General features: G+C 40.8%; 26 protein-coding genes and 2 pseudogenes. 19 read left to right on the top strand and 9 right to left on the bottom strand.

The annotated features are described in order from the left end of the window. The 4 genes and pseudogenes from CV014_RS20205 to CV014_RS20190 all read left to right on the top strand — a co-directional run. A pseudogene (locus tag CV014_RS20205) lies at positions 1–433 on the top strand (DUF5009 domain-containing protein); the annotation flags it as partial. A 346-nt stretch (positions 434–779) separates the two neighbouring features. Further along, positions 780–1,367: a hypothetical protein gene (locus tag CV014_RS20200; protein WP_236143667.1), complete on the top strand. Its 588-nt coding sequence runs from the start codon at positions 780–782 to the stop codon at positions 1,365–1,367. Between the two features lie 362 nt (positions 1,368–1,729). Beyond that, positions 1,730–2,791, top strand: coding sequence for an NAD(P)/FAD-dependent oxidoreductase (locus CV014_RS20195; RefSeq protein ID WP_236143666.1), 1,062 nt, complete (start codon positions 1,730–1,732; stop codon positions 2,789–2,791). Positions 2,792–3,325: 534 nt separating this feature from the next. Continuing rightward, positions 3,326–3,703 carry a hypothetical protein gene (locus tag CV014_RS20190; RefSeq protein ID WP_236143665.1) on the top strand — a complete coding sequence of 126 codons (378 nt, stop codon included), beginning with the start codon at positions 3,326–3,328 and terminating at the stop codon, positions 3,701–3,703. 518 nt (positions 3,704–4,221) lie between these two features. Here the strand turns inward: CV014_RS20190 and CV014_RS20185 are convergent. After that, complete coding sequence (locus CV014_RS20185; RefSeq protein WP_236143664.1) at positions 4,222–4,458, bottom strand: hypothetical protein; 237 nt, start codon at positions 4,456–4,458, stop codon at positions 4,222–4,224. A 124-nt stretch (positions 4,459–4,582) separates the two neighbouring features. Here CV014_RS20185 and CV014_RS20180 point away from each other — a divergent pair, with 124 nt between their 5' ends. Then, complete coding sequence (locus CV014_RS20180) at positions 4,583–4,807, top strand: hypothetical protein (protein WP_236143663.1); 225 nt, start codon at positions 4,583–4,585, stop codon at positions 4,805–4,807. 235 nt (positions 4,808–5,042) lie between these two features. Beyond that, positions 5,043–5,993 carry a class I SAM-dependent methyltransferase gene (locus tag CV014_RS20175; protein ID WP_236143662.1) on the top strand — a complete coding sequence of 317 codons (951 nt, stop codon included), beginning with the start codon at positions 5,043–5,045 and terminating at the stop codon, positions 5,991–5,993. Between the two features lie 80 nt (positions 5,994–6,073). Here the strand turns inward: CV014_RS20175 and CV014_RS20170 are convergent, their stop codons facing one another. Further along, complete coding sequence (locus tag CV014_RS20170; protein ID WP_236143661.1) at positions 6,074–7,609, bottom strand: phytoene desaturase family protein; 1,536 nt, start codon at positions 7,607–7,609, stop codon at positions 6,074–6,076. 183 nt (positions 7,610–7,792) lie between these two features. On the opposite strand from CV014_RS20170, the gene CV014_RS20165 reads away from it, so the two are divergent. Further along, positions 7,793–9,007 carry a serine/threonine protein kinase gene (locus CV014_RS20165; RefSeq protein ID WP_236143660.1) on the top strand — a complete coding sequence of 405 codons (1,215 nt, stop codon included), beginning with the start codon at positions 7,793–7,795 and terminating at the stop codon, positions 9,005–9,007. 87 nt (positions 9,008–9,094) lie between these two features. Here CV014_RS20165 and msrA read toward each other — a convergent pair whose 3' ends face one another. Next, the gene (msrA, locus tag CV014_RS20160; RefSeq protein WP_103137495.1) at positions 9,095–9,763 is read right to left on the bottom strand and encodes a peptide-methionine (S)-S-oxide reductase MsrA; all 669 of its coding nucleotides are present in this window, start codon (positions 9,761–9,763) and stop codon (positions 9,095–9,097) included. A gap of 121 nt (positions 9,764–9,884) precedes the next feature. Between msrA and CV014_RS20155 the strand changes: the two genes are divergently transcribed. Next, positions 9,885–10,022 carry a hypothetical protein gene (locus CV014_RS20155; RefSeq protein WP_236143659.1) on the top strand — a complete coding sequence of 46 codons (138 nt, stop codon included), beginning with the start codon at positions 9,885–9,887 and terminating at the stop codon, positions 10,020–10,022. Here the strand turns inward: CV014_RS20155 and CV014_RS20150 are convergent. Beyond that, positions 10,019–12,205 carry a recombinase family protein gene (locus CV014_RS20150; RefSeq protein ID WP_236143658.1) on the bottom strand — a complete coding sequence of 729 codons (2,187 nt, stop codon included), beginning with the start codon at positions 12,203–12,205 and terminating at the stop codon, positions 10,019–10,021. The genes CV014_RS20155 and CV014_RS20150 overlap by 4 nt on opposite strands. 244 nt (positions 12,206–12,449) lie before the next feature. Here CV014_RS20150 and CV014_RS20145 point away from each other — a divergent pair, with 244 nt between their 5' ends. From CV014_RS20145 to CV014_RS20135, 3 genes are all read left to right on the top strand, one after another. Further along, the gene (locus CV014_RS20145; RefSeq protein ID WP_236143657.1) at positions 12,450–13,844 is read left to right on the top strand and encodes a proton extrusion protein PcxA; all 1,395 of its coding nucleotides are present in this window, start codon (positions 12,450–12,452) and stop codon (positions 13,842–13,844) included. Positions 13,845–14,434: 590 nt separating this feature from the next. Beyond that, positions 14,435–14,875, top strand: a complete 441-nt coding sequence (locus tag CV014_RS20140) for a hypothetical protein (RefSeq protein ID WP_236143656.1) — start codon at positions 14,435–14,437, stop codon at positions 14,873–14,875. A 231-nt stretch (positions 14,876–15,106) separates the two neighbouring features. Next, the gene (locus CV014_RS20135) at positions 15,107–15,448 is read left to right on the top strand and encodes a helix-turn-helix transcriptional regulator (RefSeq protein WP_236143655.1); all 342 of its coding nucleotides are present in this window, start codon (positions 15,107–15,109) and stop codon (positions 15,446–15,448) included. Between the two features lie 287 nt (positions 15,449–15,735). On the opposite strand, the gene CV014_RS20130 is transcribed toward CV014_RS20135, so the two are convergent. Beyond that, complete coding sequence (locus CV014_RS20130) at positions 15,736–16,416, bottom strand: polysaccharide deacetylase family protein (RefSeq protein WP_236143654.1); 681 nt, start codon at positions 16,414–16,416, stop codon at positions 15,736–15,738. 213 nt (positions 16,417–16,629) lie between these two features. Then, positions 16,630–18,087: an Asp-tRNA(Asn)/Glu-tRNA(Gln) amidotransferase subunit GatA gene (gene gatA, locus CV014_RS20125; protein WP_236143653.1), complete on the bottom strand. Its 1,458-nt coding sequence runs from the start codon at positions 18,085–18,087 to the stop codon at positions 16,630–16,632. Positions 18,088–18,258: 171 nt separating this feature from the next. On the opposite strand from gatA, the gene CV014_RS20120 reads away from it, so the two are divergent. Both CV014_RS20120 and CV014_RS20115 read left to right on the top strand, forming a co-directional pair. Beyond that, positions 18,259–19,608 carry a helix-hairpin-helix domain-containing protein gene (locus tag CV014_RS20120; RefSeq protein ID WP_236143652.1) on the top strand — a complete coding sequence of 450 codons (1,350 nt, stop codon included), beginning with the start codon at positions 18,259–18,261 and terminating at the stop codon, positions 19,606–19,608. A 194-nt stretch (positions 19,609–19,802) separates the two neighbouring features. Continuing rightward, the gene (locus CV014_RS20115; RefSeq protein ID WP_103137502.1) at positions 19,803–20,345 is read left to right on the top strand and encodes a hypothetical protein; all 543 of its coding nucleotides are present in this window, start codon (positions 19,803–19,805) and stop codon (positions 20,343–20,345) included. 132 nt (positions 20,346–20,477) lie between these two features. Here CV014_RS20115 and CV014_RS20110 read toward each other — a convergent pair whose 3' ends face one another. Beyond that, positions 20,478–20,798: an ArsR/SmtB family transcription factor gene (locus CV014_RS20110; protein ID WP_236143651.1), complete on the bottom strand. Its 321-nt coding sequence runs from the start codon at positions 20,796–20,798 to the stop codon at positions 20,478–20,480. A gap of 81 nt (positions 20,799–20,879) precedes the next feature. Between CV014_RS20110 and trxA the strand changes: the two genes are divergently transcribed. The 6 genes from trxA (at position 20,880) to CV014_RS20080 (ending at position 25,269) form a co-directional block, all read left to right on the top strand. Further along, on the top strand, positions 20,880–21,212 hold the full coding sequence (trxA, locus tag CV014_RS20105) for a thioredoxin (RefSeq protein WP_236143650.1): 333 nt from the start codon (positions 20,880–20,882) through the stop codon (positions 21,210–21,212). Between the two features lie 243 nt (positions 21,213–21,455). After that, the gene (locus tag CV014_RS20100) at positions 21,456–22,121 is read left to right on the top strand and encodes a nitroreductase family protein (protein ID WP_236143649.1); all 666 of its coding nucleotides are present in this window, start codon (positions 21,456–21,458) and stop codon (positions 22,119–22,121) included. An 85-nt stretch (positions 22,122–22,206) separates the two neighbouring features. Then, positions 22,207–22,896, top strand: a complete 690-nt coding sequence (locus CV014_RS20095) for an SDR family NAD(P)-dependent oxidoreductase (protein WP_236143648.1) — start codon at positions 22,207–22,209, stop codon at positions 22,894–22,896. Positions 22,897–22,997: 101 nt separating this feature from the next. Further along, a complete protein-coding gene (locus CV014_RS20090) occupies positions 22,998–23,696 on the top strand; it encodes a glutathione binding-like protein (protein WP_236143647.1) in 699 nt (232 codons plus the stop codon). 367 nt (positions 23,697–24,063) lie between these two features. Continuing rightward, entirely contained in the window at positions 24,064–24,771 is a 708-nt protein-coding gene (locus CV014_RS20085; protein ID WP_236143646.1) for an HAD family hydrolase, read from the top strand. A gap of 156 nt (positions 24,772–24,927) precedes the next feature. Continuing rightward, positions 24,928–25,269, top strand: a complete 342-nt coding sequence (locus CV014_RS20080) for an ankyrin repeat domain-containing protein (protein ID WP_236143645.1) — start codon at positions 24,928–24,930, stop codon at positions 25,267–25,269. Between the two features lie 48 nt (positions 25,270–25,317). On the opposite strand, the gene CV014_RS20075 is transcribed toward CV014_RS20080, so the two are convergent. Together CV014_RS20075 and CV014_RS20070 are read right to left on the bottom strand one after the other, a co-directional pair. After that, on the bottom strand, positions 25,318–25,611 hold the full coding sequence (locus tag CV014_RS20075; protein ID WP_236143644.1) for a hypothetical protein: 294 nt from the start codon (positions 25,609–25,611) through the stop codon (positions 25,318–25,320). Between the two features lie 288 nt (positions 25,612–25,899). Then, a pseudogene (locus tag CV014_RS20070) lies at positions 25,900–26,305 on the bottom strand (hypothetical protein); the annotation flags it as partial.

The raw sequence follows: 26,305 nt of genomic DNA, 5'->3' as shown, positions 1-26,305 counted from the left end.
AGGGTTAGCCTTATTTGGGATTGGTTGTTTAATTATTGGTTGGGCGTGGGGTTGGGTATTCCCGATGAATAAAAAACTGTGGACTAGTTCCTATGTTGTTTTTACTAGTGGTTGGGCGTTACTGTTACTCGCAGCTTGTTATGAACTCATTGAAGTGAGACTAATACGACGCTGGAGTAAACCTTTTGAAATTATGGGACTAAATGCGATCGCCCTTTTCGTCGCCTCAGTATTACTCATCAAAATTCTCGTGAGAACCAAAATTGGTACAGGCGAAACCGCCATCAGCACCTATAACTGGATATATCAAAACATCTTTGCATCCTGGGCTGGAACTTTCAACGGTTCATTATTATTTGCCCTAGTCACCGTCATCTTATGGTGGGCTGTCGCCGTTTTCATGTATCGTCAACGCTGGTTCGTGAAGGTTTAAGTAGAACGGTGTAGATAATTCAAGGTTTGTAGTAAGGACTTTAGTCCTCTAATAAGGACTGAAGTCCTTACTACGAACTAGATTCCAATCTTTTTACATTACTTCACATAGTTTGTTTTTTTCAAGTCGTTCTACTTAATCATGGAGGTGTAGGCGAAAGACATCTTCCACACCCAGGAAAACTGCCATCGATGACAAAATCTTGAGATTTTTTTTGGATTCTTGCATAAACTCCTCAGTTCAATCTGATAAATCTATAGGGGCGAAAATTGATGAAAATTCCCCCTATATGTCTGATTAAACACGATTTAACTTTGATCTCATTAATCTCAATTGAGGTAAATTTATGCTAGTTTCCACTTTCGAGTTGCTCGTTAAACCCCAGTTTCCTAAAGCTGCAAATCTACCTGCACCAGTACCACCCTTTTTAAAGGACAGTATTGAAAAACTCAGTCGTAATGTCATTCAGGGTTATTTTTTAACCTTGAGTAATATTAACGCTTTTGATGTAACTTTCTCTCTAGTCTTCACCGTAGTCTCTAATCCTCCTGTCAACATTCAAGAACTTGTTGCTTTCTTAGATGTTGATGAAACTAATATATTGGCTAATCTAGAGCCTGATTTTGCTCCCAACAAAATCAGATTTACAAGAACTATCAAAGCTGCTGAAACGGGTTTATTTTTACTACAGCCAAACATCCTGAAAGAAGGCATATTAGCAAAAGCTAACTTTGAAGTCAGAGGATACGTAGAAGTATTTATCTCTTCGTTGTCTACTGGATATAATTCTGCTAAACTCCTGCTTACTCCAGAGCATAGAGGTACATTCTATAAGAGTTTAGATACAGAAGGCCCCAAAGTTCAGTTAGATCAAATTGCTTATTCTCTGCCTACAGCCCATGGTGGTTCTCTATTTGAGCTGACTTTCCACTAAAGATTGGGAAATTACACCAATTTCCTCTAGTCTGTAAGCCACAGAAAATAAGATACATCTGTTAGCTGCGGCGCAAAATTGGTGTAATTAGCCAAGCTAATTTAACACCTAAATAGCAGCGTACCAATATTAATGGTACGTTGCTTTTTTGTTAAGTTTTTCCCGTGGGGATTGGGGACTGGGGACAAGGTAGAAGGAGTAATGAGTAATAAGTAATGAGTAATGAGTAATGAGTAATGAGTAATGACTAATGAGTAATGAGTAATGAGTAATGAGTAATGACTATTGACTATTGACTATTGACTATTGACTATTGACTCATAACTATTGACTATTGACTAATGACTATTGACTATTAACTAATGACTGATATTTTAGTGATCGGTGCGGGTATGGCAGGATTAATCTGCGCCCAGCATTTAAGTAAGACTGGTTATTCGGTGCTGGTGGTGGATAAATCCCGTGGTTTGGGAGGAAGACTAGCTACTCGCCGATTGTATGAAACAAGGGCTGATCACGGTGCTTGTTACCTGAAACCTCAAGGGGAATTGTTTAGGGATTTGGTAAATTTATTGTGCGATCGCCATATCTTAGAAGTCTGGACAGATACTGTTCATGAATTCGCCACACATACTGGTTTATCTACACCTCAAAATCGTAGTCCTCGTTATGTTGCACCTTTGGGGATGAGTGCGATCGCTAAATTTCTAGCCCAAGACTTAAATATTTTACTCAATCAGCGTGCGATCGGTCTTCACCTGACACCGGAAAACCATTGGTGCGTTACATTGGAATCTAGTAATGAGGAACTAACCGCTAAAGCTTTAGTCATCGCTATACCCGCACCTCAAGCTTTAACCCTACTGACTCCATTGGCGGGGAGGGATTTAAATCCAGCATTGCTAGAAAATTTAAATTCCGTCGAATATTATCCTTGTATTAGCGTTATGAGTGGCTATCCCACTACATCACAACTACCAGATTGGAAAGCTGTTACTTTTGTTGACAATGAAATCCTGGGTTGGATTGGTTTAGATAGCAGCAAACGTCACCAAGCACCACAACCTGTATTTGTAATTCAAAGTAATGCTAGTTTTGCTCAACTGCATCTCGATTCACCAGATTTACAACCCACTGGACAACAAATGTTAGAGTGTGCAGCCAAAGCTTTAAACCTACCCTGGCTAGAAACTCCTGAATGGATGCAAGTACATCGTTGGCGTTATGCCTTTCCTCGTAGTCCTTGGCCACAAAAAGTCTTAGCATTTGACACGGCTGCACCTTTAGTTTGCTGTGGAGATTGGTGCGGTGGCAATTTAGTAGAAGGTGCAATGCTTTCTGGACTAGCTGCATCTGAAAAAATTAACCAATATTTAGACCAATTAATCCCAGCAAATGTAAACTTTTTCAAAGATTTCGCCTAATCTTTGCATCTATCGTTAGACTGATTGCGCGATATAGTAAGTCTCACCTGTGTGACTTACTAAATTTTCTTACAACTAATAATGGTATTTAACGGTCAGTATAGACAATATTGCCAAGCTAATTTATATCAGATATGAGTAGCTTGGCATTAAGAATATTAAGCATCCAGATATATTTACTTCACCTCAAGTTAAACCTTTCTTTATAGATTTACACTGCTTTTTGATTGATCCCTCATTACTTATGATGAGTTTTATGTAGATTTACCGCAAAATCACATAATTTTGGAAAAATGAAAATATAAATAAAAAAGATTTGGAAGTTAATCCAGCTATTGAGTATTTACTCAGTATTTATGCTGTCAACAATCTCAAATTCCTAAAAATCGGTAGAACTAGATACGTGCTATTCTACCCACATAAAAAGTTCGTTTCAGCGCGGAAGCTCGATATCTCTGCTGAAGAGTCATTGAGCAAGTTTGTTTACTGCTCTCAGTATGTAAATGAAAAGATAAAAACAGGAGTTAAAAATTTATGAATACGCTAGTCAAACTAACCCAAGAATCAGTCGTAGGAGAGATTGAAAATGTTTTAGGTACCTATTCATATCATCCTTATCAACAAGCATTTGCAATTCCTGACTTACGACAAGAATTGATTACCTTTGTCTTTAATCGAATTCCATGTTTTCATAGTGCATTTTCTCCCACAAAACCAGAAGCACAAAGCGGCGATCAAGACAGTATATTTCATCAAAAGTTACCCCGCAGTCCCTTAGAGCAACAACTGCATCTACAAAACTTAATTCACCAAGGTGTTCACTATATCTTTCAACAAAAATCAGCTTGGATTAGCCATCATCTTTGCGAATCCGTAGAACCTGCTTGTGAACCCTCTCACTGGTTTGGTTAACACGGTGTTAAGAATTGGAGTAGGATGCAAAATTGAGTGTTTTGAAGGGTAAATGGCATCCACAACATTTTTAGATAAGCTTTTGCCAAGATAGTCAGCATCCAAATTCTTGACAAAAGCTTCAAAACGGGAATAGTAACAATTCGCAATTCGCAATTCGCAATTCGCAATTCGCAATGGGCTAACGCCCCGCTCTGCTAACGCAATGGACTAACGCCCCGCTTCTCTACGAGACGCTACGCGTAGCTTGCTTCCACGGAGTGGTACGCTAACGCAATTAAGAAAGTCAGATACCATCTGGGTTTCAAGCTTTGCATCTGTTGCTTAATTTTGGAGAATTGGTATAAAGTAATCAAAAAATTGAAGTAGATGCTATCAAATGCAATCAGGCGAAGCATCATCGCCCATGAAATTCCTGATGTTAAAAATAGTTATTGCCTAATTCTCAATTAGCTGTATCTAATGCCACAAGCTAACAAGATTCTACACACCCTAAAGTTAATAAGATAGAAAACTAATTATCTTAGCTGATGACGTTCTTCTTCCACGAAGAATGTTTCAATGTTGCTAAGTAGAGAACATTCTTGTTCTTCGTATTCGCGTTGACGCATTTCAACAACGTAGATCAGTTCACCACGAGATTGATCCGAAACCCTTCCCCAAGCATGGCTAACAGATGTTGATGGTAGATGGGAAGTATATGTACCATGATCGCCGGGACGGGTTGTGGTGGTGTAGTCTGGCTGCGGCTTCATAGAAATCGTGTGAGGTTGAAATTACCATATTCAGTGTATAAGCAAAATCCCATAAATAGGAAAAATCAATTGCAATGAGTTGTTAACACCATTGCATTGTGAAAATTGATATCAAAGTTGAATCATGAGACACAATATCAACTATCAAGATTTTGCATTCACCAATCTAGAGATTGCTAACAAAGGACTGCTAAATTATTGGGTGATTACCCGTTTATTGCCTAATATGCAGCGAATTAATATTGCTAGCTTTCGCAGTCGTTCTCATGCTGAAGTTTATTTGCGAAAGTTACGCCACCTGATTCCTGATGCTGATTTTGTGATGATTTTTGATTGTCAAAGGGAATAGGGCATTGGGAATTGGGCATTGGGCATGGGGAATAGGGCATGGGGAATAGGGCATGGGGTATGGGACAAGGTAGACAAGGTAGAAGAAGTAATGACTAATGACTAATGACTAATGACTAATGACTAATGACTATTGACTATTGACTAATGACTATTGACTATTTTTTGAACTCGTCTCAGTCCTGGACTCTACAATATTAAGTAGTTGCAGTTATCGCCTCATTAAATCCACGCTGATGAACAAAAAGAATAAGCCAGACTGGGCTGGTGAAAGTTTACTCTCCAATTTCGTTAATTTGTTAATTCAAACTAAACCCATTTACGGTGTAATGAAACACCAAGCCAGACAAGTCCTAATCAAAACGGCTGAGAAAAATGGGATTCCCTGGCGTAAAAATTATGAGGCACTCCAAACATCAGGCGCAAAACAACTTTTAGCCGCAGTGACTAACCCAAATGTTGTTTATCCTGACTATTACAAAGTTCCTTTTCATGCTTACTCTGAGGGAAATCTGTGTTGGGAGGCTGCTTTTGAGACAGAATCAGCTACCTACGCGATGGCACTGCGGGTATGGCCGCAAGAAAACCTGACTTGGGAAGATGCCCACGCTAGACTCAGAGGCACTTTCCACGATGCTTTGGAAACATACGGCCCCCAACAAGTCAGGGATATTTTAGATATTGGTTGTTCTGTGGGTGTTTCCACTTTGGCATTACACCGCTATTACCAGCATCGGGAAAGATATCCAGTCCGCACTGTGGGTTTAGATTTATCGCCCCATATGCTGGCTGTAGCTAGAACTAGGGATGTAAATAGTGAAATAGCTGAATGGATTCACGCCAGGGCAGAAAAGACGGGTTTACCAGATAACTCCTTTGACTTGGTAACTCTCCAGTTTGTCACCCACGAACTCCCCAGTTACGCCACCCAGGAAATTTTCACAGAGGCCAGAAGATTACTCAGACCAGGCGGTTATATTGCCATAGTCGATAATAACCCGCGATCGCCTGTCATCCAAAACCTCCCCCCCGTTCTCTTCACCCTCATGAAAAGCACTGAGCCGTGGAGTGACCAATACTACACATTTGATATTGAAGCAACACTACAAAAAGTCGGCTTCTTAAAACCAGTAACCGTCCCCAGCGACCCACGGCACAGGACAATTATTGCTCAAAAGCCGATGTAGAGGCAGGGCAGGGGGGCAGGGGGCAGGGGGCAGGGGTAAAACCTTCTTCCTTCGATGCCCAATGCCCAATGCCCAATTCTTTACCCCAAACCAACATCCTTGAGCATCGCTAAATGTTGACTGACGGGTGTGAGGGTATTAGCAACAATCATGCCACTGGCGGCGACGGCTGGTAAACCGATGCCGGGAAAGGTGGAGTCGCCACAGCACATTAAGCCTAGTAGGGGTGTGCTGTGGCCGGGAAATAAACCGACGGCGGCGGAGATGGCGGGGCCGTAAGAACCGCGATGACGACGCAAAAATCTTTCGTGGGTGAGGGGTGTACCTACCAATGTGATTTCACAACGGGAACGGATATCGGGAATGATTCTTTCCAAAGCTTGCCACATGACTTCTGCACGCGATCGCTTTTTCTCTTCATATTCTTGACTTCTCCTGTCCATCCCTTGCCAAATTGCGTAGGGTTCATTCCCTGGGGTGTAAACGTGAATTACGTGTTTCCCTGGGGGTGCTAAGGATGGGTCGAGAATTGAGGGAATTGATACTAAAATGACGTTTTGCGGTGCTGTAATTCCCAATTCCCAATCGTTGACTACTATATAATGACAAGCTAAATCTGCTGGTAAATTTTGAGCATCAATACCTAAGTGCAGGTGCATAAAACTATCGCATTCAGGTATGGCTTGGCGTTGGGTACGGAATTTTGCTGGTAGTGCGGCTGCTGGTACTAACTTCAGTGTATCCCAAACTGAAGCATTAGAAATCACAGCCCGCCGCGATCGCACTTCTTCACCATTGCGGAGTTTCACACCAATGGCGCGTTTACCTTCGACCAAAATTTGCTCAACATGAGAACCTAAAATTAATTTCCCTCCGTGTTTTTCTAGTCCCTGCACCAAAGCATCGACTAAAGCACCACTACCACCGATAGGATAATCTAACTTAACTCCTGGCTTATACCAATCAGCAAACATAAAAGCCACCTCGGCGGCGTTAGTTCCCGATGCGGGAAGTCCAGAGAGGAGAAAACACAGTAAATTTAGCCAATTTTGAATAAACGGGTCACTAACCACACCCCGCATAATCCGGTCAAAAGACCCAGTTAATTTAATCACATTAGCAGCGTGTTGAGCTAGAGATGGCGCAAACCTGCCCACAGTCAAAGCTGCACCCATATCTAAGCGTAAAGCAGCTGGAGGGAGAGCGATCGCAGCTTGGGCAAGTGGCATCATCACCTTTTGTAAATGTCGCCATTCCTTAACAGCATCCTGTCCTCGCAATTTAGCTAAAACCTCACAAAATTGCTCACCTCCCACGGCGGTGTCAAAATCACCTTCTGGCAGACGACAGCCCCAAGTATCGTAATTAACACAAGGCAAATCAACCCCAATGGCATCTAGCACTTGTCGTAGAGGGTTAACAGAAGGACTATAGGACAACCCAGAATAGAGAGAAGGCCCACTATCAAACTTAAATCCTTGACGTTCAAAAGCGTGCGCCGCCCCACCAGGGATAGAATGACTCTCAAAAACCGTCACCTCTAACCCATAACGAGCCAAAAGAGCCGCACAACTCAAACCACCAATACCACTACCAATTACGATGATGTCAGTCATTAGTCAATAGTCAATAGTCAACAGTCAATAGTCAATAGTAATTACTCATTACTTATTACTCATTACCCATTACTTCTTCCTTGTCTACCTTGTCTCCCCATTCCCCCTGCCCCCCTGCTTCTAATTTTTTTGTCTATCCTAAGAATAGGGGAATTTTTTACGTAAACTGCCAGCAGGTGTCAAATGCTGCAAGTAGAACAAGTATTGCATGACCGTTATCAAGTTCTGAAACAATTAGGTAACAATGGTATTCGACAAACTTGGTTAGCAAAAGATTTACAAGCTTATGATACAGAAAATTCGCAGGTTGTAGTCAAGCTTTTAGCTTTTGGTGGTAGTGTACAGTGGGATGATTTGAAACTATTTGAACGGGAAGCCCAGGTTCTCAAGCAGTTAAATCACCCTTATATTCCACAATACATTGACTATTTTTGTGTAGATGACCGCAATCTCTGGTTTGGCTTAGTTCAAGAATATATTCCTGGTGAATCACTCAAAGAAAAACTCGCTGCTGGCAAGAGATTTACTGAAAAACAAGTTAAGAAAATTGCGGCTGAGGTTCTCAAAATCCTCATTTATTTACATGAGTTAAACCCTGGAGTTCTGCACCGAGATATTAAGCCCAGTAATTTAATTTTGGGTGATGACAAACATATATATTTAGTGGATTTTGGTGCGGTTCAAGATAAAGCAGCAAAAGAAGGTGTGACATTTACTGTTGTTGGTACTTACGGTTATGCACCAATGGAACAATATGGCGGTCGTGCTGTTCCGGCTTCAGATTTATATGCGCTGGGAGCTAGTTTAATTCACTTGTTGACTGGTGTTTCTCCTGCGGAATTACCCCAGGAAGATTTGCGAATAAAATTTACTAATAGAGTTAGTTTGAGTCCTGGTTTTATCAGATGGCTGGAAAAATTAACAGAACCAGCACCAGAAAAACGGTTTAATAGTGCGAGTCAAGCTTTGGATACACTTAAACATGGTTTAGGAGAAGAATATCCTCATTTAGAAGGGAAATCTTCTAACCTGATGCGTCTGACATCTAAAATGTTTATCAATAATTCTGGTTGTGGAATTATTAACACCTTAGAACCAGTTCCAGAGGAAATTCAAGGCTGGAATTGGGGGGCTTTTTTATTACCTTGGTTTTGGTTGTGGAGTAACCAAGTGTGGCTAGGACTATTATGTTTTACACCCTATATTGGTTGGGTAATGACGATCTCACTCGGTGCAAAAGGTAATGAATGGGCGTGGAAAAGTAGACGATGGCGGAGTATTGAGCAATTTAAAGCCCATCAAAGAGGTTGGGCGATCGCTGGTGTTTTAATCGGCGCACCCATTAGTATTATGTTATGGGCATTTGCGCTTTATACACTCCAAGCAATTTTTGATTAAGCATAGAGAAAGGAAAAAGTAAAAAGTAAAAATGCAAGAAATAATTACCCTTTGCCTTTTACCTTTTACCTTTTGCCTTTTCACTTCTTACCCGTTTACATTTGATTCAATCAAACCTACAGGACAAGCTACATTTGTACCGCCTAAACCACAATAACCATTGGGGTTTTTCGCTAAATACTGCTGATGATAATCTTCGGCATAGTAAAATTCAGGAGCATCCAGAATTTCTGTAGTAATTTTCCCGTATCCCGCACGGTTAAGGGCTTCTTGATAAGCATCCCGTGACGCTTCAGCTAGTTTTTTTTGTTCCTCGGAATAAACGTAAATTCCTGAACGGTATTGAGTACCTACGTCATTACCTTGGCGCATTCCTTGGGTGGGGTCGTGACTTTCCCAAAAGACTTTCAGTAATTCAGCGTAACTAATCACTTTGGGGTCAAACACCACAAACACAACCTCATTATGTCCAGTCAAACCAGAACACACTTCCTTGTAAGTGGGATTGGGTGTGTAACCAGCCGCATAACCTACCGCAGTGCTGTAAACACCCTCTTTTTGCCAAAACTTCCGTTCTGCACCCCAAAAACAACCCAAACCAAACAATGCGGTTTCCATACCTTCAGGAAAAGGTGGTTTGAGGGGGTGATTATTCACGTAGTGCTGTGCAGGTACAGGCATGGTTTGTGTTCTGCCTGGTAAAGCTTGTTCAGGAGAAGGCATTGCCAGCTTTTTGCCGAATCCAAAAAGTCCCATTGATTTCTACTCTAATTTTTTATAGAAGTTTTCACGTTACTTAATATTTTAGTGTTTCTGCTGACCAGATAGCAGGGTTGGGCATTGGGGACTGGGGACTAGGGACACTTCGACAAGCTCAGTGCTTCGCTGGGGACTGGGGACTGGGAAGCAAGGGAGTAAAGAAGGTTATTTACCCCTACACCCCTACACCCCTACACCCTTACACCCCTTACACCCCTTACACCCCTTACACCCCTTACACCCCTTACACCCTTAAACCCCCATACTCTCTTTCACATCCAACGGAATACAAGCATGAACCAACTGCAACAAAGGCCCTAGTTGTTCTTGTCCATTGACGGCTAAGTCGCTGTGACATAAGTACAATCTCTCAGAAACACGGGAGAGTAAATCGTGCAGAATTCTCTGTAGTCTGGTTTCTTCTGCTAACCTCTCATCTTCGGCTGTCCAAGGTTGTCCTAGTCTATCTTGCAGGAAAAATGGCGCGCCAAATAAAGTTGCTGCCCCACCTTTTGCCCACAGGGGTGAACCCGTATCTAGCCAAAATTGCCAACGGTGAGATTTGCGGTTAGCACGGTATTGGAAAATAGTGGCTAAGGTGACGGCTTTTGAGTTTTTACCGATGGAACGTAGGGGGTATGGGTTGGCGGTAATTGTCCCCCGACGCAGGAGTTGAATAAATTCGGCAATAGTTGTATTGGTGAGGCGAGGATTTGCTTCTGGGGTGTTTGGCGTGGTTTGTTTTAATCTGGTTTCAATTTCCCAATAGTGTTGGGCGGTTTCTAGTAGTTCTCTTAAGGCTGCTAGTTGTTCGTAGGGAAGATTACTACCATTCCAGAGAAAGTGTTGAATTGCCCTGTCTAAAAGGGAGATGGGGCTGGGAATCAGGCGGAGTTCTTGCTGCGATCGCTGTTTCTCTATCCACTGTAAAATCTCTGTGTAGGCTGTGGTGGCAGCATAGCCAATCCTATCCCAACGTTCAAAGGTTTTGACTGGTAGGAGGTTGGGGTGTTCGGGATGGGGAACAAAGCAATAATCTGCTATTAATCCTGCCCTGACTGGGTCGATATTGGGAGAAAGTGCCGCCGGAGTTTCTGATGATTCTGCTTTTCTACTCAAAACAACTAACATCTCAGCCACGGCATCTCGGTCTACCAAGCGTCCCAAGCCGGGATAGACTAAAGCTAGCATGGTCAGCAATGCCCGAATGACTGGAGAGCTAATTAAGGGGCGTTGGTCATTGAGTGATTGCACAGTAATATTCTGCTTACTGAGAATTTCTACTATGGTATAGCGAGCGATCGCATCTAAACCAGGCGCAATAATTGCCACCTCTTCGGCTGCAACTAATCCAGAATTAATTGCGTAACCAATAAATTCTGCTGTCTGGCGCAACAATTGCGAACGGGAGGTAGTTTGGATTGACTGCACTACTGATGGTAAATCTGACATTACCATTGGTGAACTTAATGATCCCACCATCGGCGCAGCTAGTCTATCAGCTAGAGAATCCAGTGCAAACCCTGACAAAGTTTCCACCTGACAACGCCTCCCCAACCCTGCCAAATAATCGGGATCTGCCCCTAACCCCAATCTCACCCCCCCATCAGGATTGTAGCTAAACGCACCAACTGCACCTTGATCTAAGAGCAATTCCAACAAATTACGCACCATACCAGGATATTCATCCACATCATCCGCTAATACTGCTTGATAACGGTTGGCTAGGTGCTGTTGATAATGCTCATTCTTTAATAAATACTGGGTGTAGAGTTCGGTAATAATCCCATAGGTGAGGAATCCCCTTTCTAAACACCAATTTCGCCAATCTACTAGTAAATCTGCCATAAATTCTGGCTTTAGATTGCCGCTATTTTCCTCTAAACTGGTTTGCAAAATACCTGCAATTTCCTCACATGGTGTTCCACTATAAGCCGCTAACTGCATTAAGTCTAAGATGCGCCTCACAAAGCGGTACTCATTTACCCCCACAAGTTTTAAGGTGTCTTCATCTAATTGGCTTCTCCACAGTTTAGTTGCTAATTCTTGCTCAGTTTCCGGCCGCAAACGGACAGGGAATTGTGCTTTTAGATGCAGCAGTTCAATCAGTAAAGGCCAAAATAAAATTACCTCATCTTGAAAAAAACCTAATGGTGTTCTCACCCGTACTGGATATTTACCTTGAGTTCTAGTAACAATTTTATCCCCCAACTCTCGCCGATTATCATCATTGGCAGCCAAAACCAAAATTCCTGGTTTGGCTTGCTGTAGTAACTCTGATTGGGGTATGTAAGTGCTTGCTTGCGCTTTTGCTCTTTTAGTATAAAATAATTCATATATTTGTTTTTTATTCTGTAGCCAAATACTAAATTGTTCTATTAATCGGCTAGTCTTCCCACTCCGACTACTCCCAACAATCCAAATAGAATGAAAAACCACTACTCATCTCCCGAATAGATTTTTGATGATGTTTGGTGTTAATTTAAAATTAGTAATCAACACATAATATATCAAGCTGATTTAATTGCTGTTCCCTGAAAGTAAGCACGGTCATAATTATTTGTGTAAGCTATTAATAGAAGAAGGACAGCTAAAAAAGGCAAAAAAAACTGTCTATAAATGTACCCAACTGCTGCAAGACCAAATACTATTACCATAAATATTTTCTGGAAAATTACTGACAATGCAAAACTCGATTTTTAGCCAAAAAATTTATCCTTTTCTACTATCGGCTTATAGATGGTATTTACAGACACCAGAACGCTCCTTAGAAGAAGCCTACAAAGCTGCCTTAAAAATCAAAACCATAGAGGATGAATATTTTAATGGTAGTACAATAGACTTCAACTCAGCCATCTATAGCAGTAGTGTTATGGATTATTTTGAGTCTGATATTAAAAAACAATTAAAGCTGGTGAGGATGCGATTGACTGAATTTCGATTCAGTCGCTGGTTTTCTAACGAATCTCATCAAAAAGCTGCTCAAAAAACTGGTATAGAGTATCTCACACCTACAGAAATTTTAGATAAATTAAAATTCATTGATGATATTACTACCAAATATATTAATCTTGAGCAAGAACTTCTATCATCTAACAGTCTTAATCAAACTCCTCTGAATACAACTGCCAATGGGCAAAATTCGGAAGCATCTCCTAATTACCCTCCCAGTATTATTAAATCTACTAAAAATGATTTAGTAGAGAGAATATATGCACCGACATCACCACCGCAAAATCTTGTTAGACCCTCGGCACAGAATCAAAGAAAACGCCCTAAAGCCGATTCTATAGGGATTCTGCCGCGTTCAATTTTAAGTACCATTGGCCGGCTACAAATTGAGTTAGATCCTAATTCTGAACAGGATGTGGTTCAGAATTTTCGCCAAGCACAACGGCGAACTATTATTTCAATTCGGTTTATATTATTAATTATTATTATACCACTTTTAACTCATCAATTATCCAAAGCTTTATTAGTAGGCCCCATTGTAGAACGCTTCAGAACTGATCAAACAGAGCAAATATTTCTCAATGAAGAAATGGAAGAAAAAGCTCTACTAACAATCCAAAGGTTTGAAGAAAGAATCAAATTTGAAAACTTAATTAGTAATGCACCGCCACTTTCCACAGAGGAGATAGAAAAACAAATACAAACCAAAGCGCAGGAAGTTGCTGAGGAATTCCGGCGGGAAAGTGCTAATGCAATTAAAAATGTTTTTGCAGATATTTGTTCTGTGGCTGCATTCATTTGGCTACTGATTGCTAGCAAGTCTTCTATTATGGTGTTAAAAGACTTCTTTGATAATGTGGTTTATGGACTGAGTGATAGTGCCAAAGCATTTATTATTATCTTATTTACGGATGTCTTTGTCGGCTTCCACTCTCCCCACGGCTGGGAAGTCATTCTCGAAGGTGTGACTCGTCACTGGGGTTTACCAGCAAATCGAGACTTTATCTACTTGTTTATTGCTACATTCCCCGTGATTTTAGACACTATCTTTAAATATTGGATTTTCCGCTACCTCAACCGGATATCGCCTTCCGCCGTAGCTACATATAAGAATATGAATGAGTAAATTAACTAAAGATTTTTCTCAAATCACCTAATTACTTAATAATCATCTGACTTGATTTTTGATGATTAATGGACTTATAACCCTGACTTTTTGGAATAGTTGGGGATATTTTTTTGACTCTGTTGTATATTGTTGGAACTATCAAAAATCATCTTGCGTCACTTAGATCCTGTTATCCCTGTGTAAATCTGTGTCCAAAGCGCAAGTAGTTATACTTGGCAACTACTCTAGGAAACTAAAGAGTAGAAATAATAGTGTCTAAATGTTGACAAATATTTTGTTCCTGATTTTGAGCTAGTTTTGCAGTTACGGGAATATCACCCTTTCAGGTTGTATCTACCACATAAGCATTCAGAAATTAGTAGTCAGTTAATCTCAAGCTAGTCCTAAGTAAAATAGGCTGGATATTTGACTGGGATATAACGACTCTGTAATTTCTCTCAATTACCTAAAAATACTAGTATTAGTAATTTTTCTCAATAGCGATTTAAATTATTGTGAGCAACAAAAATATCTTTGAATCTATTGAGACTAAATAATCTAGTTTATCTATGACGTGTGGAAACAGGAAATTAAAGGAAACTGAGAAAGTGTTCAGGATTTTAATTGATACCGATTTAATATTAGAAGCTTTAATGAATCGCACTGAATTAACAGTAGATGTCAGCCAATTATTAGATAGAGTAGATCCATCAATTCAACTGTATTTAACTAATGTGGGATTAGAAAAAATTTATGCTTATGCTACTTGTTTACAAAATATTCATGCTGATATAGTAATTGACTGGCTAAGAGAAAAAATGCAAATTTGTGTTGTTGATCAGAGCATTATTAAAACAGCACGGACATCTCCTATTAAAAATTTTGAATCTGCTGTGGAGGTAGTGTGTTTAAAACATTATCAATTGGATGCAATCATTACTAATCAAGTAGAAGATTTTACAGATATAGTAAATTCTGGCTATATCTGGTGTTTTAGGGACTTGTGGTTACGTGTAAATTTGGAAACACAGTTCCAAGTGTCGCTGTAAAAATAGTGTAATTTGGGGTAAATTATGCTTACCCAGTGCAGAGTCCCAAAGCATCTGCAACCCTTACACCCCTACTTTTTGATCTATGGCTCAGAGGTGGAAAAAATTTGCTGTTATGCCAGTTTGTAAAATATTTTCATGAATATACAAAACTTTTTTGGTAATTTTCTAGGCGCAGGTTTTCTTTGGTGCTAGGATCTACGACTATAGATAGATAAAAGTGCTGTAGCTGTGAAACAAAAGCCAAAACCAAGGATCGCTTTGCTTCGAGAAAAAGCAGGGCTGACCCAGCTTGAATTGTCCCGCCTTGTCGGCGTGACTGAAAGCACTATTCAAAACTGGGAAAGCGGCCGGACTGGGACAGACCATATTGAGAGAATTATTAGGTTTTGTAAAGCCTTGAATTGTCAAGTGGAAGACCTAATAGAGTATGCTAATGAGCCTATAGATGGGGCTGTAGGCAAACCAACCTCATTAAATGACCTGCATCAACTCTTAGGAAATCAAGAGCCTGTTTCAGTCAATACTTCAGATACAGAAGTAGCTCAACAGCCACAAGCTAAAAGTACCTAAAAAATAGGGGCAAATGCAACCTCAAAACCTGGCAATAACATTACCACTGATGCCAATTTTTTGAGGTGGGTAAGGATTGTGAGTAGCGATCCTTCCCACAAAGAGCCTAATTTCTACTGCGCTCTAAGTAGAACAAGGTAAGTAATTAAAGGTTTGTAGTGAGAACTTTAGTTTTCTCTGCGAGATGCTGCGCGAACAGAAAAGGACTAAAGTCCTTACTACGAACTGAATCCTATTATTTTTCCATTTCTTAACATAGTTTGGTTTTTTCCAGTCGTTCTATTTTTCTAGGAAATACTTTGAGCTTGTTGCCAGAGAGTTTCAATAGTCACGAATTGATAACCTTGTTGTAGTAGTGCCGGAATGAGGATTTGAATTGTAGCTGCCACATCTTGTCCACCGCAAGCACCATCATGCAAAACAATCAAAGAACCATTTTTTACTTGCTGGGTCACACGCTGCACGACTTGATTGACTCCAGGTCTAGCCCAATCTTCTGGCACAACACTCCACATCACTGGGCGATATTGCCATTGTAAAAAGAATTTGAGAGTTTGGGGCAGAAATAAACCATTGGGTGGTCTTACGTCACGGACTTGGTTAGGTGGGATATCACAAGCATGATAGATAGCTGTTTGGGTTCTTTCTAAACTGTCTTTGAGGGCTGGGGGTGAGAGTCTGATAAAAGAACGGTGGTCATAACCATGTAACCCAATCCAGTGTCCGCGATCGCTCACCGCTTTGGCAACATCTGGTGAACGATTCACACAAACACCCAACCAAAAAAAGCTGGCTTTGATGTTGTAGCGGTCTAAAACGGCTAATACCTGGGGAGTGTATTGGGGATGAGGCCCATCATCAAAAGTCAAGGCGATGATTTTAGTCTCTCCATTTCCACACCACAGACACTGGGGAAAATTGGGTTGGAGAAGACGGTAAGCGATGGGGAATAGTGGTGCGAGTTGCATGGAAAAGGGGATTGGGGACTGGGGATTGGGGACTGGGAAGAAGCAAAAACCCAAGACATGATACCAATTAACTAAAATATTGCGAATTGCGAATTGCGAATTGCGAATTGCGAATTGGTTTTATTTTCTCTAAAACAACTGTTTTTCCCCCTGCCCCCTGCCCCCTGCCCCCTTGCCATCAAAGTGGTAGTATATTTTTTAAGTTGGAAGTCCCTAAATTTCTGGTTGACGTAAATGCCAAGTTGTGGATTGCTCAAAGGCGTAGGCGACTTGTAATAGTTGGTCTTCCTTGAGAACTTTGCCGATGAGTTGCAAGCCGATGGGTAGTCCTTGTTCGTCAAAGCCACAGGGAATGCTAATCCCTGGTAAACCAGCAAGGTTTACAGGAATTGTCATCAAGTCATTTAAATACATACTCAAGGGATCAGTAGTTTTTTCCCCGGCTTTAAATGCTGTGGTTGGTGCTGTGGGAGTTACTAACACATCAACGGTTTCAAAGGCTTTTTCAAAGTCTTGTTTAATCAGGGTACGGACTTTTTGCGCCTTCAGGTAATAAGCATCATAGTAACCAGCAGATAGGGCGTATGTACCAATCATAATCCGGCGTTTGACTTCTGCGCCAAATCCTTGAGCGCGGGTACTCTTGTACATAGACAGGAGATTATCCGCATCTGAGGCGCGCCAGCCGTATTTCACACCATCGTAACGGGCGAGGTTGGCGGATGCTTCTGAGGGAGCGATGATGTAATAACTAGGTAAGCCATAGCGGAAGTTAGGACAGGAAATCACATGAATTTCTGCACCTAAACTCTGTAGTTGTTCAATCGCTTTGGTAACAGCTTTTTCCACAACTGAATCTAAACCTTGACCAAAAGTTTCTTTGATAACACCAATTCGGGTTTTACTTCTGGCTTTGAGGTCGGGTTTTAAAGTGGCGGCGTAATTAGGAATTTCGACTTTCAGGCTGGTGGAATCTTTGGGGTCATAACCTGCGATCGCATTTAATAATATCGCAGTATCTTCTACTGAGCGTCCAAAGGGGCCAATTTGATCTAATGATGAAGCATAAGCCACTAAACCATAACGGGACACTAGACCATAGGTGGGTTTAAGTCCCACCACACCGCAAAAAGACGCAGGTTGGCGAATTGAACCCCCAGTATCAGAACCCAGCGCAACCACACATTCATCGGCGGCGACGGCGGCGGCTGAACCCCCAGAAGAACCACCAGGAACTCTCGACAAATCCCAAGGATTTGCTGTGACTTGATAGGCAGAACTCTCTGTGGAACTACCCATTGCAAATTCATCTAAGTTGGTTTTCCCAACAATCACCGCCCCTGCATCAATCAGTTTTTGTGACACAGTTGATTCATAAGGTGGTACAAAATTTTCTAAAATCCTGGAAGCGCAAGTAGTAGGAATCCCCTTAGTACACATATTGTCTTTGACACCAATGGGAATTCCCGCCAGTAAGCCAATTTCCTCACCTGCGGCAATTTTGGCATCCACAGCACTAGCCTGTTCTAACGCCTTTTGTGCCGTTACGTGTAGAAAACTGTGTAATTTCGGCTCTAACGCTTGAATCCGGTCTAAAGCCTCTTGGGTAATTTCAACGGCAGAACGTTCTTTTTTAACTAGTTGTTCGTGCAACTCGCGGATGGATGCCATGATTGCTCTCTTAGTGACTCAAGTCATTGATTTTAGTACATATTGACGGTGACTGGGTACTGGGCATGGGGAATTGGGCATGGGGAATTGGGCATAGGGCATGGGGCATTGGACATTGAGGTAAAATCTACCTTGTCCCCAATCCCCAATCCCCAATCCCCAACCCCCACTATGGTTAAAATTATTACTCGCAAATATATAGGTAAAGAAAATGTCTACGATATAGGCGTTGAGCGTGATCACAATTTTGTGATGAAAAATGGCTTTGTCGCTTCTAATTGTTTCAATAAGTCACACTCAACTGCCTACGGATATGTTACCTATCAAACCGCCTATTTAAAGGCTAATTACCCACTGGAATATATGGCTGCGCTGCTGACAGCTAACAGTGGTGATACAGATAAGGTGCAGAAATATATTTCCACCTGTATCAGTATGAATATCCAAATTGAACCACCTGATATTAATCGTTCTGGGGTGGATTTTACGCCTGTGGGTGGGAAAATTTTATTTGGTTTTTCGGCGGTGCGGAATGTGGGACAAAATGCGATCGCTGCTATTATCGAAGCGCGTGAACAGGGCGGTGCGTTTAAATCGTTGGCTGATTTTTGCGATCGCGTGGATCTTCGCACTGTCAACCGCCGCACCCTAGAATCGTTGATTTATTGCGGTGCTTTCGACAAAATTGAAGCTAATCGTCAACAATTAATGCACGATTTAGAATTAGTTTATGAATGGGCGCAATCTCGTGCTAAAGATAGAGCCACTGGTCAAGGTAATTTATTTGATTTATTAGGCGGATTCGCGGCTAGTAATGATAAAAAACCGAATAATGCCTTTGAAACTGCACCAAAAGCTAAACCCGTAAATGACTATCCACCGCAAGAAAAATTGCGAATGGAAAAAGAATTATTAGGTTTTTATGTTTCTGATCATCCCCTCAAATCTTTAAGACAAGTTGCACCACTTTTAACACCAATCAATATTTCTCAACTCGGAGAACAAAGAGAAGACACAAAATTATGTGTAGTCGCCATGCTCAACGGCGTGAAAAAAGTCATGACCAAAAAAGGCGATCCAATGGCGATTTTGCAAATAGAAGATTTAACATCTCAAACTGAAGCTGTAGTGTTTCCTAAAACCTATGAACGCGTTAGTTCTGTATTACAAGTTGATGCTAGATTTATCATTTGGGGTAAAGTAGACCGTCGTGACGATCAACTGCAATTAATCGTTGATGATGCCGAACCAGTAGAAACAGTACAAATGGTTATGGTGGAATTAAATCCCCAACAAGCGTCCAATATTGAAGAACTACATCGCTTGAAAACAATTTTACAAGAACAGTCAGGGGATCGAGACAAAGCCAAAATGCCAGTGATAGGAATTATACAAACTGAACATTCTCGCAAATTAGTCCGATTAGGTTGGCAATTTTGTGTGCAAGATGCACGAATTACCGTACAAGCCTTACAAAATGCCAGATTTCCGGCACATTTAAGACCTTTAATCGGTAGTTAGAAAAAAATTTAGTTTACCTACCAATCCCTAATCCCCAATTCCTAGTTCCAAATAACCCCAGTATATTACCGTAGAAGTCATCAAAATGAATACTTTTTTTAGTTACTTGTGCGGATGATGATTTCCTCAAGGGCGTGGTACTTTTTTATGCCATAACAACTTCGGCAAGAGGTAGGGGAAGGAGCTGAAACTTAATGATCGCTAATGACTTAAGTAAGTTTGTGTCTTATTGCAAAAAAATTCAACCCCAAACCCACGAAGACATTAAACAGTTTTTTGAAGGGGTGATTGTATTTCCTTATGATAAAGAACTGCTTTTGCAGGCTTATCTATTTTTGAATATTCGTGATTTATTTCCTTCCTGCTATGAGTTATTGTTGTTTGAAAAGTCTCCAATAGCTGACTATACAGACTTAGGAAAATGTGATTTCGTTTATTTAACATTCCAAGGTAATTTATTCTTAATTGAGACGAAATTTATCGACACAGAAGCAACAGGCGCGACAGAAAGAAAGCGCAGAAATAAGCACAGAAATAAAGTTTTTGAGCAAGTAATCACTTTAAAAAGTAGATTTAGTCAATACTGGAGTATTCACCCCGAACAATTGGAATGTGGGGTATTCACCACAGATCCTGAAGTAGATTGGCGTGGTGATAGTGCCAATGTTTTAACTAAGTCTATATCCATAGATAGCTTAGAAAAATGGCGGAGAAGTTATAAGAGGATTTATCAATAGGTGGGGGAGACAGGGGAGAAGTAATGAGTAATGAGTAATGAGTGCTGAGTGCTGAGTAATGAGTGCTGAGTGCTGAGTAATGAGTGCTGAGTAATGAGTAATGAGTAATGAGTGCTGACTATTGACTATTGACTATTGACTATTAACCGTTGACTTCGCCGATCGCAATACTGCTTCTAGTAACCCAGGAAATAGTTCTTCTAACTCTTCTCGCCGCAATCTGTTGATGTGCTGTGTCCCTTCTTTGCGGCTAAACACTACACCCGACTCTCGCAAAATCTTAAAGTGGTTCGACATGGTAGACTTGGCGATCGCAAAGTCAAAGTCTCCACAACATTGCTCACCTTTGGCTGCTAACAAGCACACCATCTCTAAGCGCACAGGATCACCTAGCGCGTACAACACTCCAGGTAATGTAATATCTTTTCGGTCTGGATGATATAAGAATTTCATAACTTGCATTATCTCTTAAATTGGCATATATTTTTATTATTCGATATTATCGAATAAATGAATTAAATCAGGAGGACAACTATGTCATCCGTCATCAATGTTACAGAAGCCACATTCAAGCAAGAAGTGCTAAATAGCCAAATCCCTGTATTAGTGGATTTTTGGGCCCCTTGGTGTGGCCCGTGTCGGATGGTAGCTCCAGTTGTCGAGGAAATTGCTAGCGAATACGCAGGACAGGTAAAAGTAGTAAAGTTAAACACAGACCAAAATCCCACTGTTGCTAGTCATTACGGTATTCGTAGCATTCCTACTCTGATGGTATTCAAGGGAGGGCGACAAGTCGATACAGTTGTGGGGGCTGTCGCGAAAGATAGTTTGACTAAGACTTTAACACAGCATATTCAACAAGATTAATCAGTGGAAAAGTCGGTTTTTTGCTGAGAATTTAAACCCTGCTTAATATAGCGGCTGTATGATTCTCGCGACTTAAATCCGTTGAATCTTGTTAAATTGCTATTGATGCAATCAGGACTGGTAATGGGTAACAATTTATAACCAAATTACCAGTTCCTACGGTAGTCTTGAACAGACGCAGTCAATCGCGTCTGTAAATTTTCACAGCGTAATCCTATTACATTAAATTCAGAGGCGAATCTCATGAGTACAATTACCCAAGTTCAACCTCTAGACGTACCCAAGGCGATTATTCAAAGACGTTCCATCAAGACTTTTAAACCAGATCCCATAGAACCGGAACTGCTCAAGCAATTAGTAGAGTTGACTGTAGCTGCACCTAGTAGTTTTAATACCCAAGCCTGGCGGATTGTCTTAGTACAGGACGAAGCGCAAAAAGCAGCTTTAGCAGCTGCATCTTGGAATCAAAAACAAGTTATAGAAGCTCCTGTCACCTTTGTATTTGCAGCTGATGCCAAAGCTGGAGAGGGAGATTTAAGCTTGGTGTATGAAAAAGCCTTGCAAACTGGCGCATGGAATGAAGGTACAGTCAATTATTTTAAAAATGCTATTCCCCAATTCCAAGCAGGATTAGGAGATAAACGCCGGGAATATGCAATTAAAGATGCGATTATTGCTGCTACCCATTTAGTGTTAGCCGCAGAAAGTCTAGGGCTATCCACCTGTTTTATGAATGGATGGATAGAAGATAAAGTCAAAGAAGTAATTGGTGCAGAAAATGAGCCAGATTTAGCGATCGCAGTTTTAGTTCCAGTCGGCTATGCTGCTGAACCCCGCTTAGATCCTGGTCGCCTGCCATTATCTTACAACGTCTTTGTAGATAAAATTAATAACCCCTATCAAGGATAAAAGGCAAAAGGCAAAAGAAAAAATACTTTTTACTTTTTACTTTTGCCTTTTTACTGTCCTCCGCTACACATAAGGATTAATCACCATGTCAAAAACAGCGTTAATCGTTGGGGCTGGTAGTGGATTAAGTGCTTCCATTGCACGTTTATTTGCTCAAGAAGGAATTAGCATCGCTTTAGCGGCGCGGAATGTAGATAAACTGGCTAAACTCAGTGAAGAAATCGGGGCTGTTCGTTTTGCAGCTGATGTTTCTCAAGCTGACGAAGTACAACAGTTATTTAATGATGTAGACAAAAAACTCGGTTCGCCTCATATCGTAGTTTACAATCCAAGCTGGCGCGTGCGTGGGGCATTGATTGATTTAAATCCTCAAGATGTAGCGAAAACCTTAGAAATTACAGCCTATGGTGGCTTTCTCGTCGCTCAAGCTGCTGCTCAACGAATGTTACAGCAGGGGAGTGGTGCAATCTTCTTTACAGGCGCATCAGCTAGTGTCAAAGGTTATCCACAGTCTGCACCTTTTGCAATGGGTAAGTTTGCGTTGCGAGGTTTAGCCCAAAGCATAGCCAGAGAACTCGCCCCGAAAAATATTCACGTTGCCCATTTTGTAATTGATGGCGTGATTCGTTCTGCATCTTATTCAGACCCAGCAGATAATCCTGATAGTACCCTAGATCCAGATGCGATCGCCCAAACCTACCTCAACATCCTCAAACAACCCCGCAGTGCATGGACATGGGAAGTAGAACTGCGTCCTTGGGTGGAGAGATTTTAGGGCATGGGGCATGGGGCATAGGGCATGGGGCATGGGGCATTAAAATGAGAACTGTTGACTAATGACTAATGACTAATGACTAACACCCAGGAGACATCACCATGATTGACTTGTATTATTGGACGACTCCTAACGGTCATAAAATTACTATCTTTCTAGAAGAAGTCGGTTTACCTTACAATATAATTCCTGTAAATATTGGTGCTGGCGACCAATTTAAACCAGAATTCTTAGCCATTTCCCCTAATAATCGTATACCCGCAATTGTTGACAACGAACCAACAGGTGGGGGTGAAGCTATTTCTATATTTGAGTCTGGTGCTATTTTGTTGTACTTAGCAGAAAAAACTGGGAAATTAATTTCTTCAAATTTGAGGGAACGAGTAGAGGTTTTGCAATGGTTATTTTGGCAAATGGGAGGTTTAGGGCCGATGGCTGGACAAAACCACCACTTTAGCCAATATGCACCGGAAAAAATAGAATACGCTATTAACCGCTACGTCAATGAAACAGCACGTTTATACGCGGTGCTAAATAAACGACTAGCAGATAGAGAATTTGTAGCTGGTGATTATTCCATTGCAGATATCGCCATCTATCCTTGGATAGTACCTTATGAACGCCAAGGTCAAAATTTAGATAATTTCCCTAACTTGAAACGTTGGTTTGAAACAATTCAAGCGCGCCCGGCTGTCATTCGCGCCTACGAAAAAGCGGAAGCCTTTAAAAATCAGGCTTTAGATATCGAACAGTCAAGGAATGTATTGTTTAATCAATCAGCAAACACCGTTAAAGCATAAGACTCACAAGAAACTTAAGGGTGTAGGGGTGTAGGGGAAGAAAAAAGTGTTTCTTCTATAATCTTGCTAGCTCGTAGTCGCGTTAGTTAAAGGCTCAAAATCATTTAGACACCTGATTTATCAAAAAAATCGGGTGTCTAGACACTGCAAATTTTCACAATAGTTACTTGTGTTGGAAGTTACAGCAGTTTTGGAGTAAATGAGGCACACCAATTTTGGAGGGTAGTTTTAAAACTTGAAGTTCAATCGGTTACTGTACCTCATCAACCTCGAAACTGCTGTAGAGTAAATATACTCATTTTTTTTACTTTATTGTTCGAGATGGAAGTAAAATAATATTAATAAAAATTAATATAGACTTCCGCCGATGCTAAGACTAATTACCGACTTCGACGGCCCCATCATGGATGTTTCCGAGAGGTACTATCGGGTTTATCAATTTTGTTTAACAGAAATCCGCCGTCCAGGACAGGCTGTAAAAGAATTAAAAAAAGCAGAATTTTGGCAAATGAAGCGATCGCGGATTTCCGAAAAGGAAATTGCGTTAAAATCAGGTTTGGATGAGACACAAGCACAAGAATTTTCTCAACTGCGACGCAACACAGTACATACTCAACCTTACTTTGAGTATGATGTCCTCGTTCCTGGTGCGGTAGAAGCATTGTTAAAAATTCAAGCAGCTGGTGTTGATTTAGCTGTGATGACGATGCGCCGGGTGAGAGAATTAGACTATGCTTTTGAAAAACACGATTTAGGTAAGTTTTTCCCCGAAAATCGCCGTTATTGTCTGAGTAACGATTATGTCAAAACCCGTGATGTTGACGATAAACCCCTATTGATGACTAAAGCTTTAGCGGAATTACCAGCAGCAGCAGCTACTTGGATGGTAGGGGATACGGAAGCTGATATTGCAGCCGCGAAAAAGCATAATATTCAAGTTATGGCTGTAGAATCTGGAATTCGCGATCGCACACAGTTAAAGCTTTACCAGCCTGACTTCATTCTTCCAGACTTAAGCACTGCCGTAAATATGATTTTGACATCAAAAGTCCCAACTTTATCAGCCAAAATCTAAACGCGAAAGCCATTTTATCCTGTAAGACAAGGTGCGTTACGGCTAGAAATTATTTGTACACAATATGAAATTACTGCACAGCCGTAACACACCCTACTGGCTATTCTAGCCAATATAGTTGATAAATAAATAACCATAAACATAGCACCAGAGTACATGACAATAGAAATCACTTCTAATACCAAAGAAAATCTGCCTCTTTTTTTTGAGATGATTCGTGAAGGTAATACGGAAAAAGTCAAAGAATTAATTGCTGCTGGATATAATGTAAATGCTATTTTTGAGGATGGAAAGACACCACTTATATCAGCAGCCCATCATGGTCATTTGAAAATTATCAAGATTTTAGTTGAAGCAGGGGCAGATGTTAATGTTGTAGATGCAGAGCAAAACTCACCACTTTTCTCCGCTACATATCGGGGTTTTCAAAATGTAGCTGAATATTTAACTCCGCTAACCAATCCAGAACTACGGGAAATCATTCAGCAGCAGTTGTAAAATCATTAAAGCATAAAAAATTATAGCTTATTATTGAAGATGGTTAATTTACTTTTCTAAAAAGTTAGTGACATTAAAATTTGATGTTCCTTCCCAACAGTGATTTAAACAAGCATTAACTTGAGCATCAGCACCATTGGCAGATTTAGAAGCGTTCAACTGCACTGCGGTGACGATATATTCAAAAATAATCACGAATTGTTTTTGTGGTGAAATTCTCTCTACAACAATAGTTTCGCCAACTCTGGGAATTTGAGGTAAATCTACCACAAAGTTTTCTATTTTTGGTTTATCGAGGGGATTTTTGAAATTGAAGTATTTACAGTAAACAATAATTTTCACGCAGATAATACCCAAGAAAGTCAAAAATTTTAGTTTGTAGTGATAATTTTCACCCTATTTTGAAGCAGTATTAATATCTAGTCCACGAAAAACGAAATATAGTTTTCTAACTCAAATTTAACTAATTCTCCCTTATCGAAACAATCAGGTTTAAAACCGGACTTCGTCCCGCTACGCTAACGCCTTTAAAGGCGAAAGGTTTTATCACGGGGTTAAAACGCTGTAACAAAACGTAATTGCGAATTGCGAATTGCGAATTGCGAATTGCGAATTGGTTTTATCTCCTCATTATTTACCACGCCAAAAACTTTGTAAAGATTGAAAAACTCTCACGATTTTCTCTTCTAACCAGAGCATAGCACGATCTAGAAACTCTAAAACTTGCTCTAGAGGGTGCTTTTCATAGCTGACTGATGTGGGTTTAGTTTCTATCCAGTCTGCGTCTGATGCGTCTTGATGTGGGTAAGTGTCACTACTAGTAGGAGAAATAGTAGTTTCGCTTTGTTGTCTAGTAGTAAGTTTTCCCGATTTTTTTTGAATGCGGGTGAGGTGGCGGGGTTGTTTTTGGCGTGGCACTAAACTAGACTCAGATTTAGTTGGTGGAATGGGCAATTTATTCTGCCAAGATAACCCTGTTGATGAACTAGGAGCAATAGCAGGATTAATCATCAGAGTATTTGGCGTATTTTCTCCG

The organism is Nostoc sp. CMAA1605, assembly GCF_021596505.1.
Taxonomy (GTDB): Bacteria; Cyanobacteriota; Cyanobacteriia; order Cyanobacteriales; family Nostocaceae; genus Trichormus.
The sequence above is the reverse complement of the archived record's forward strand: the minus strand, read 5'-3'. Positions and strand labels throughout refer to the sequence as shown.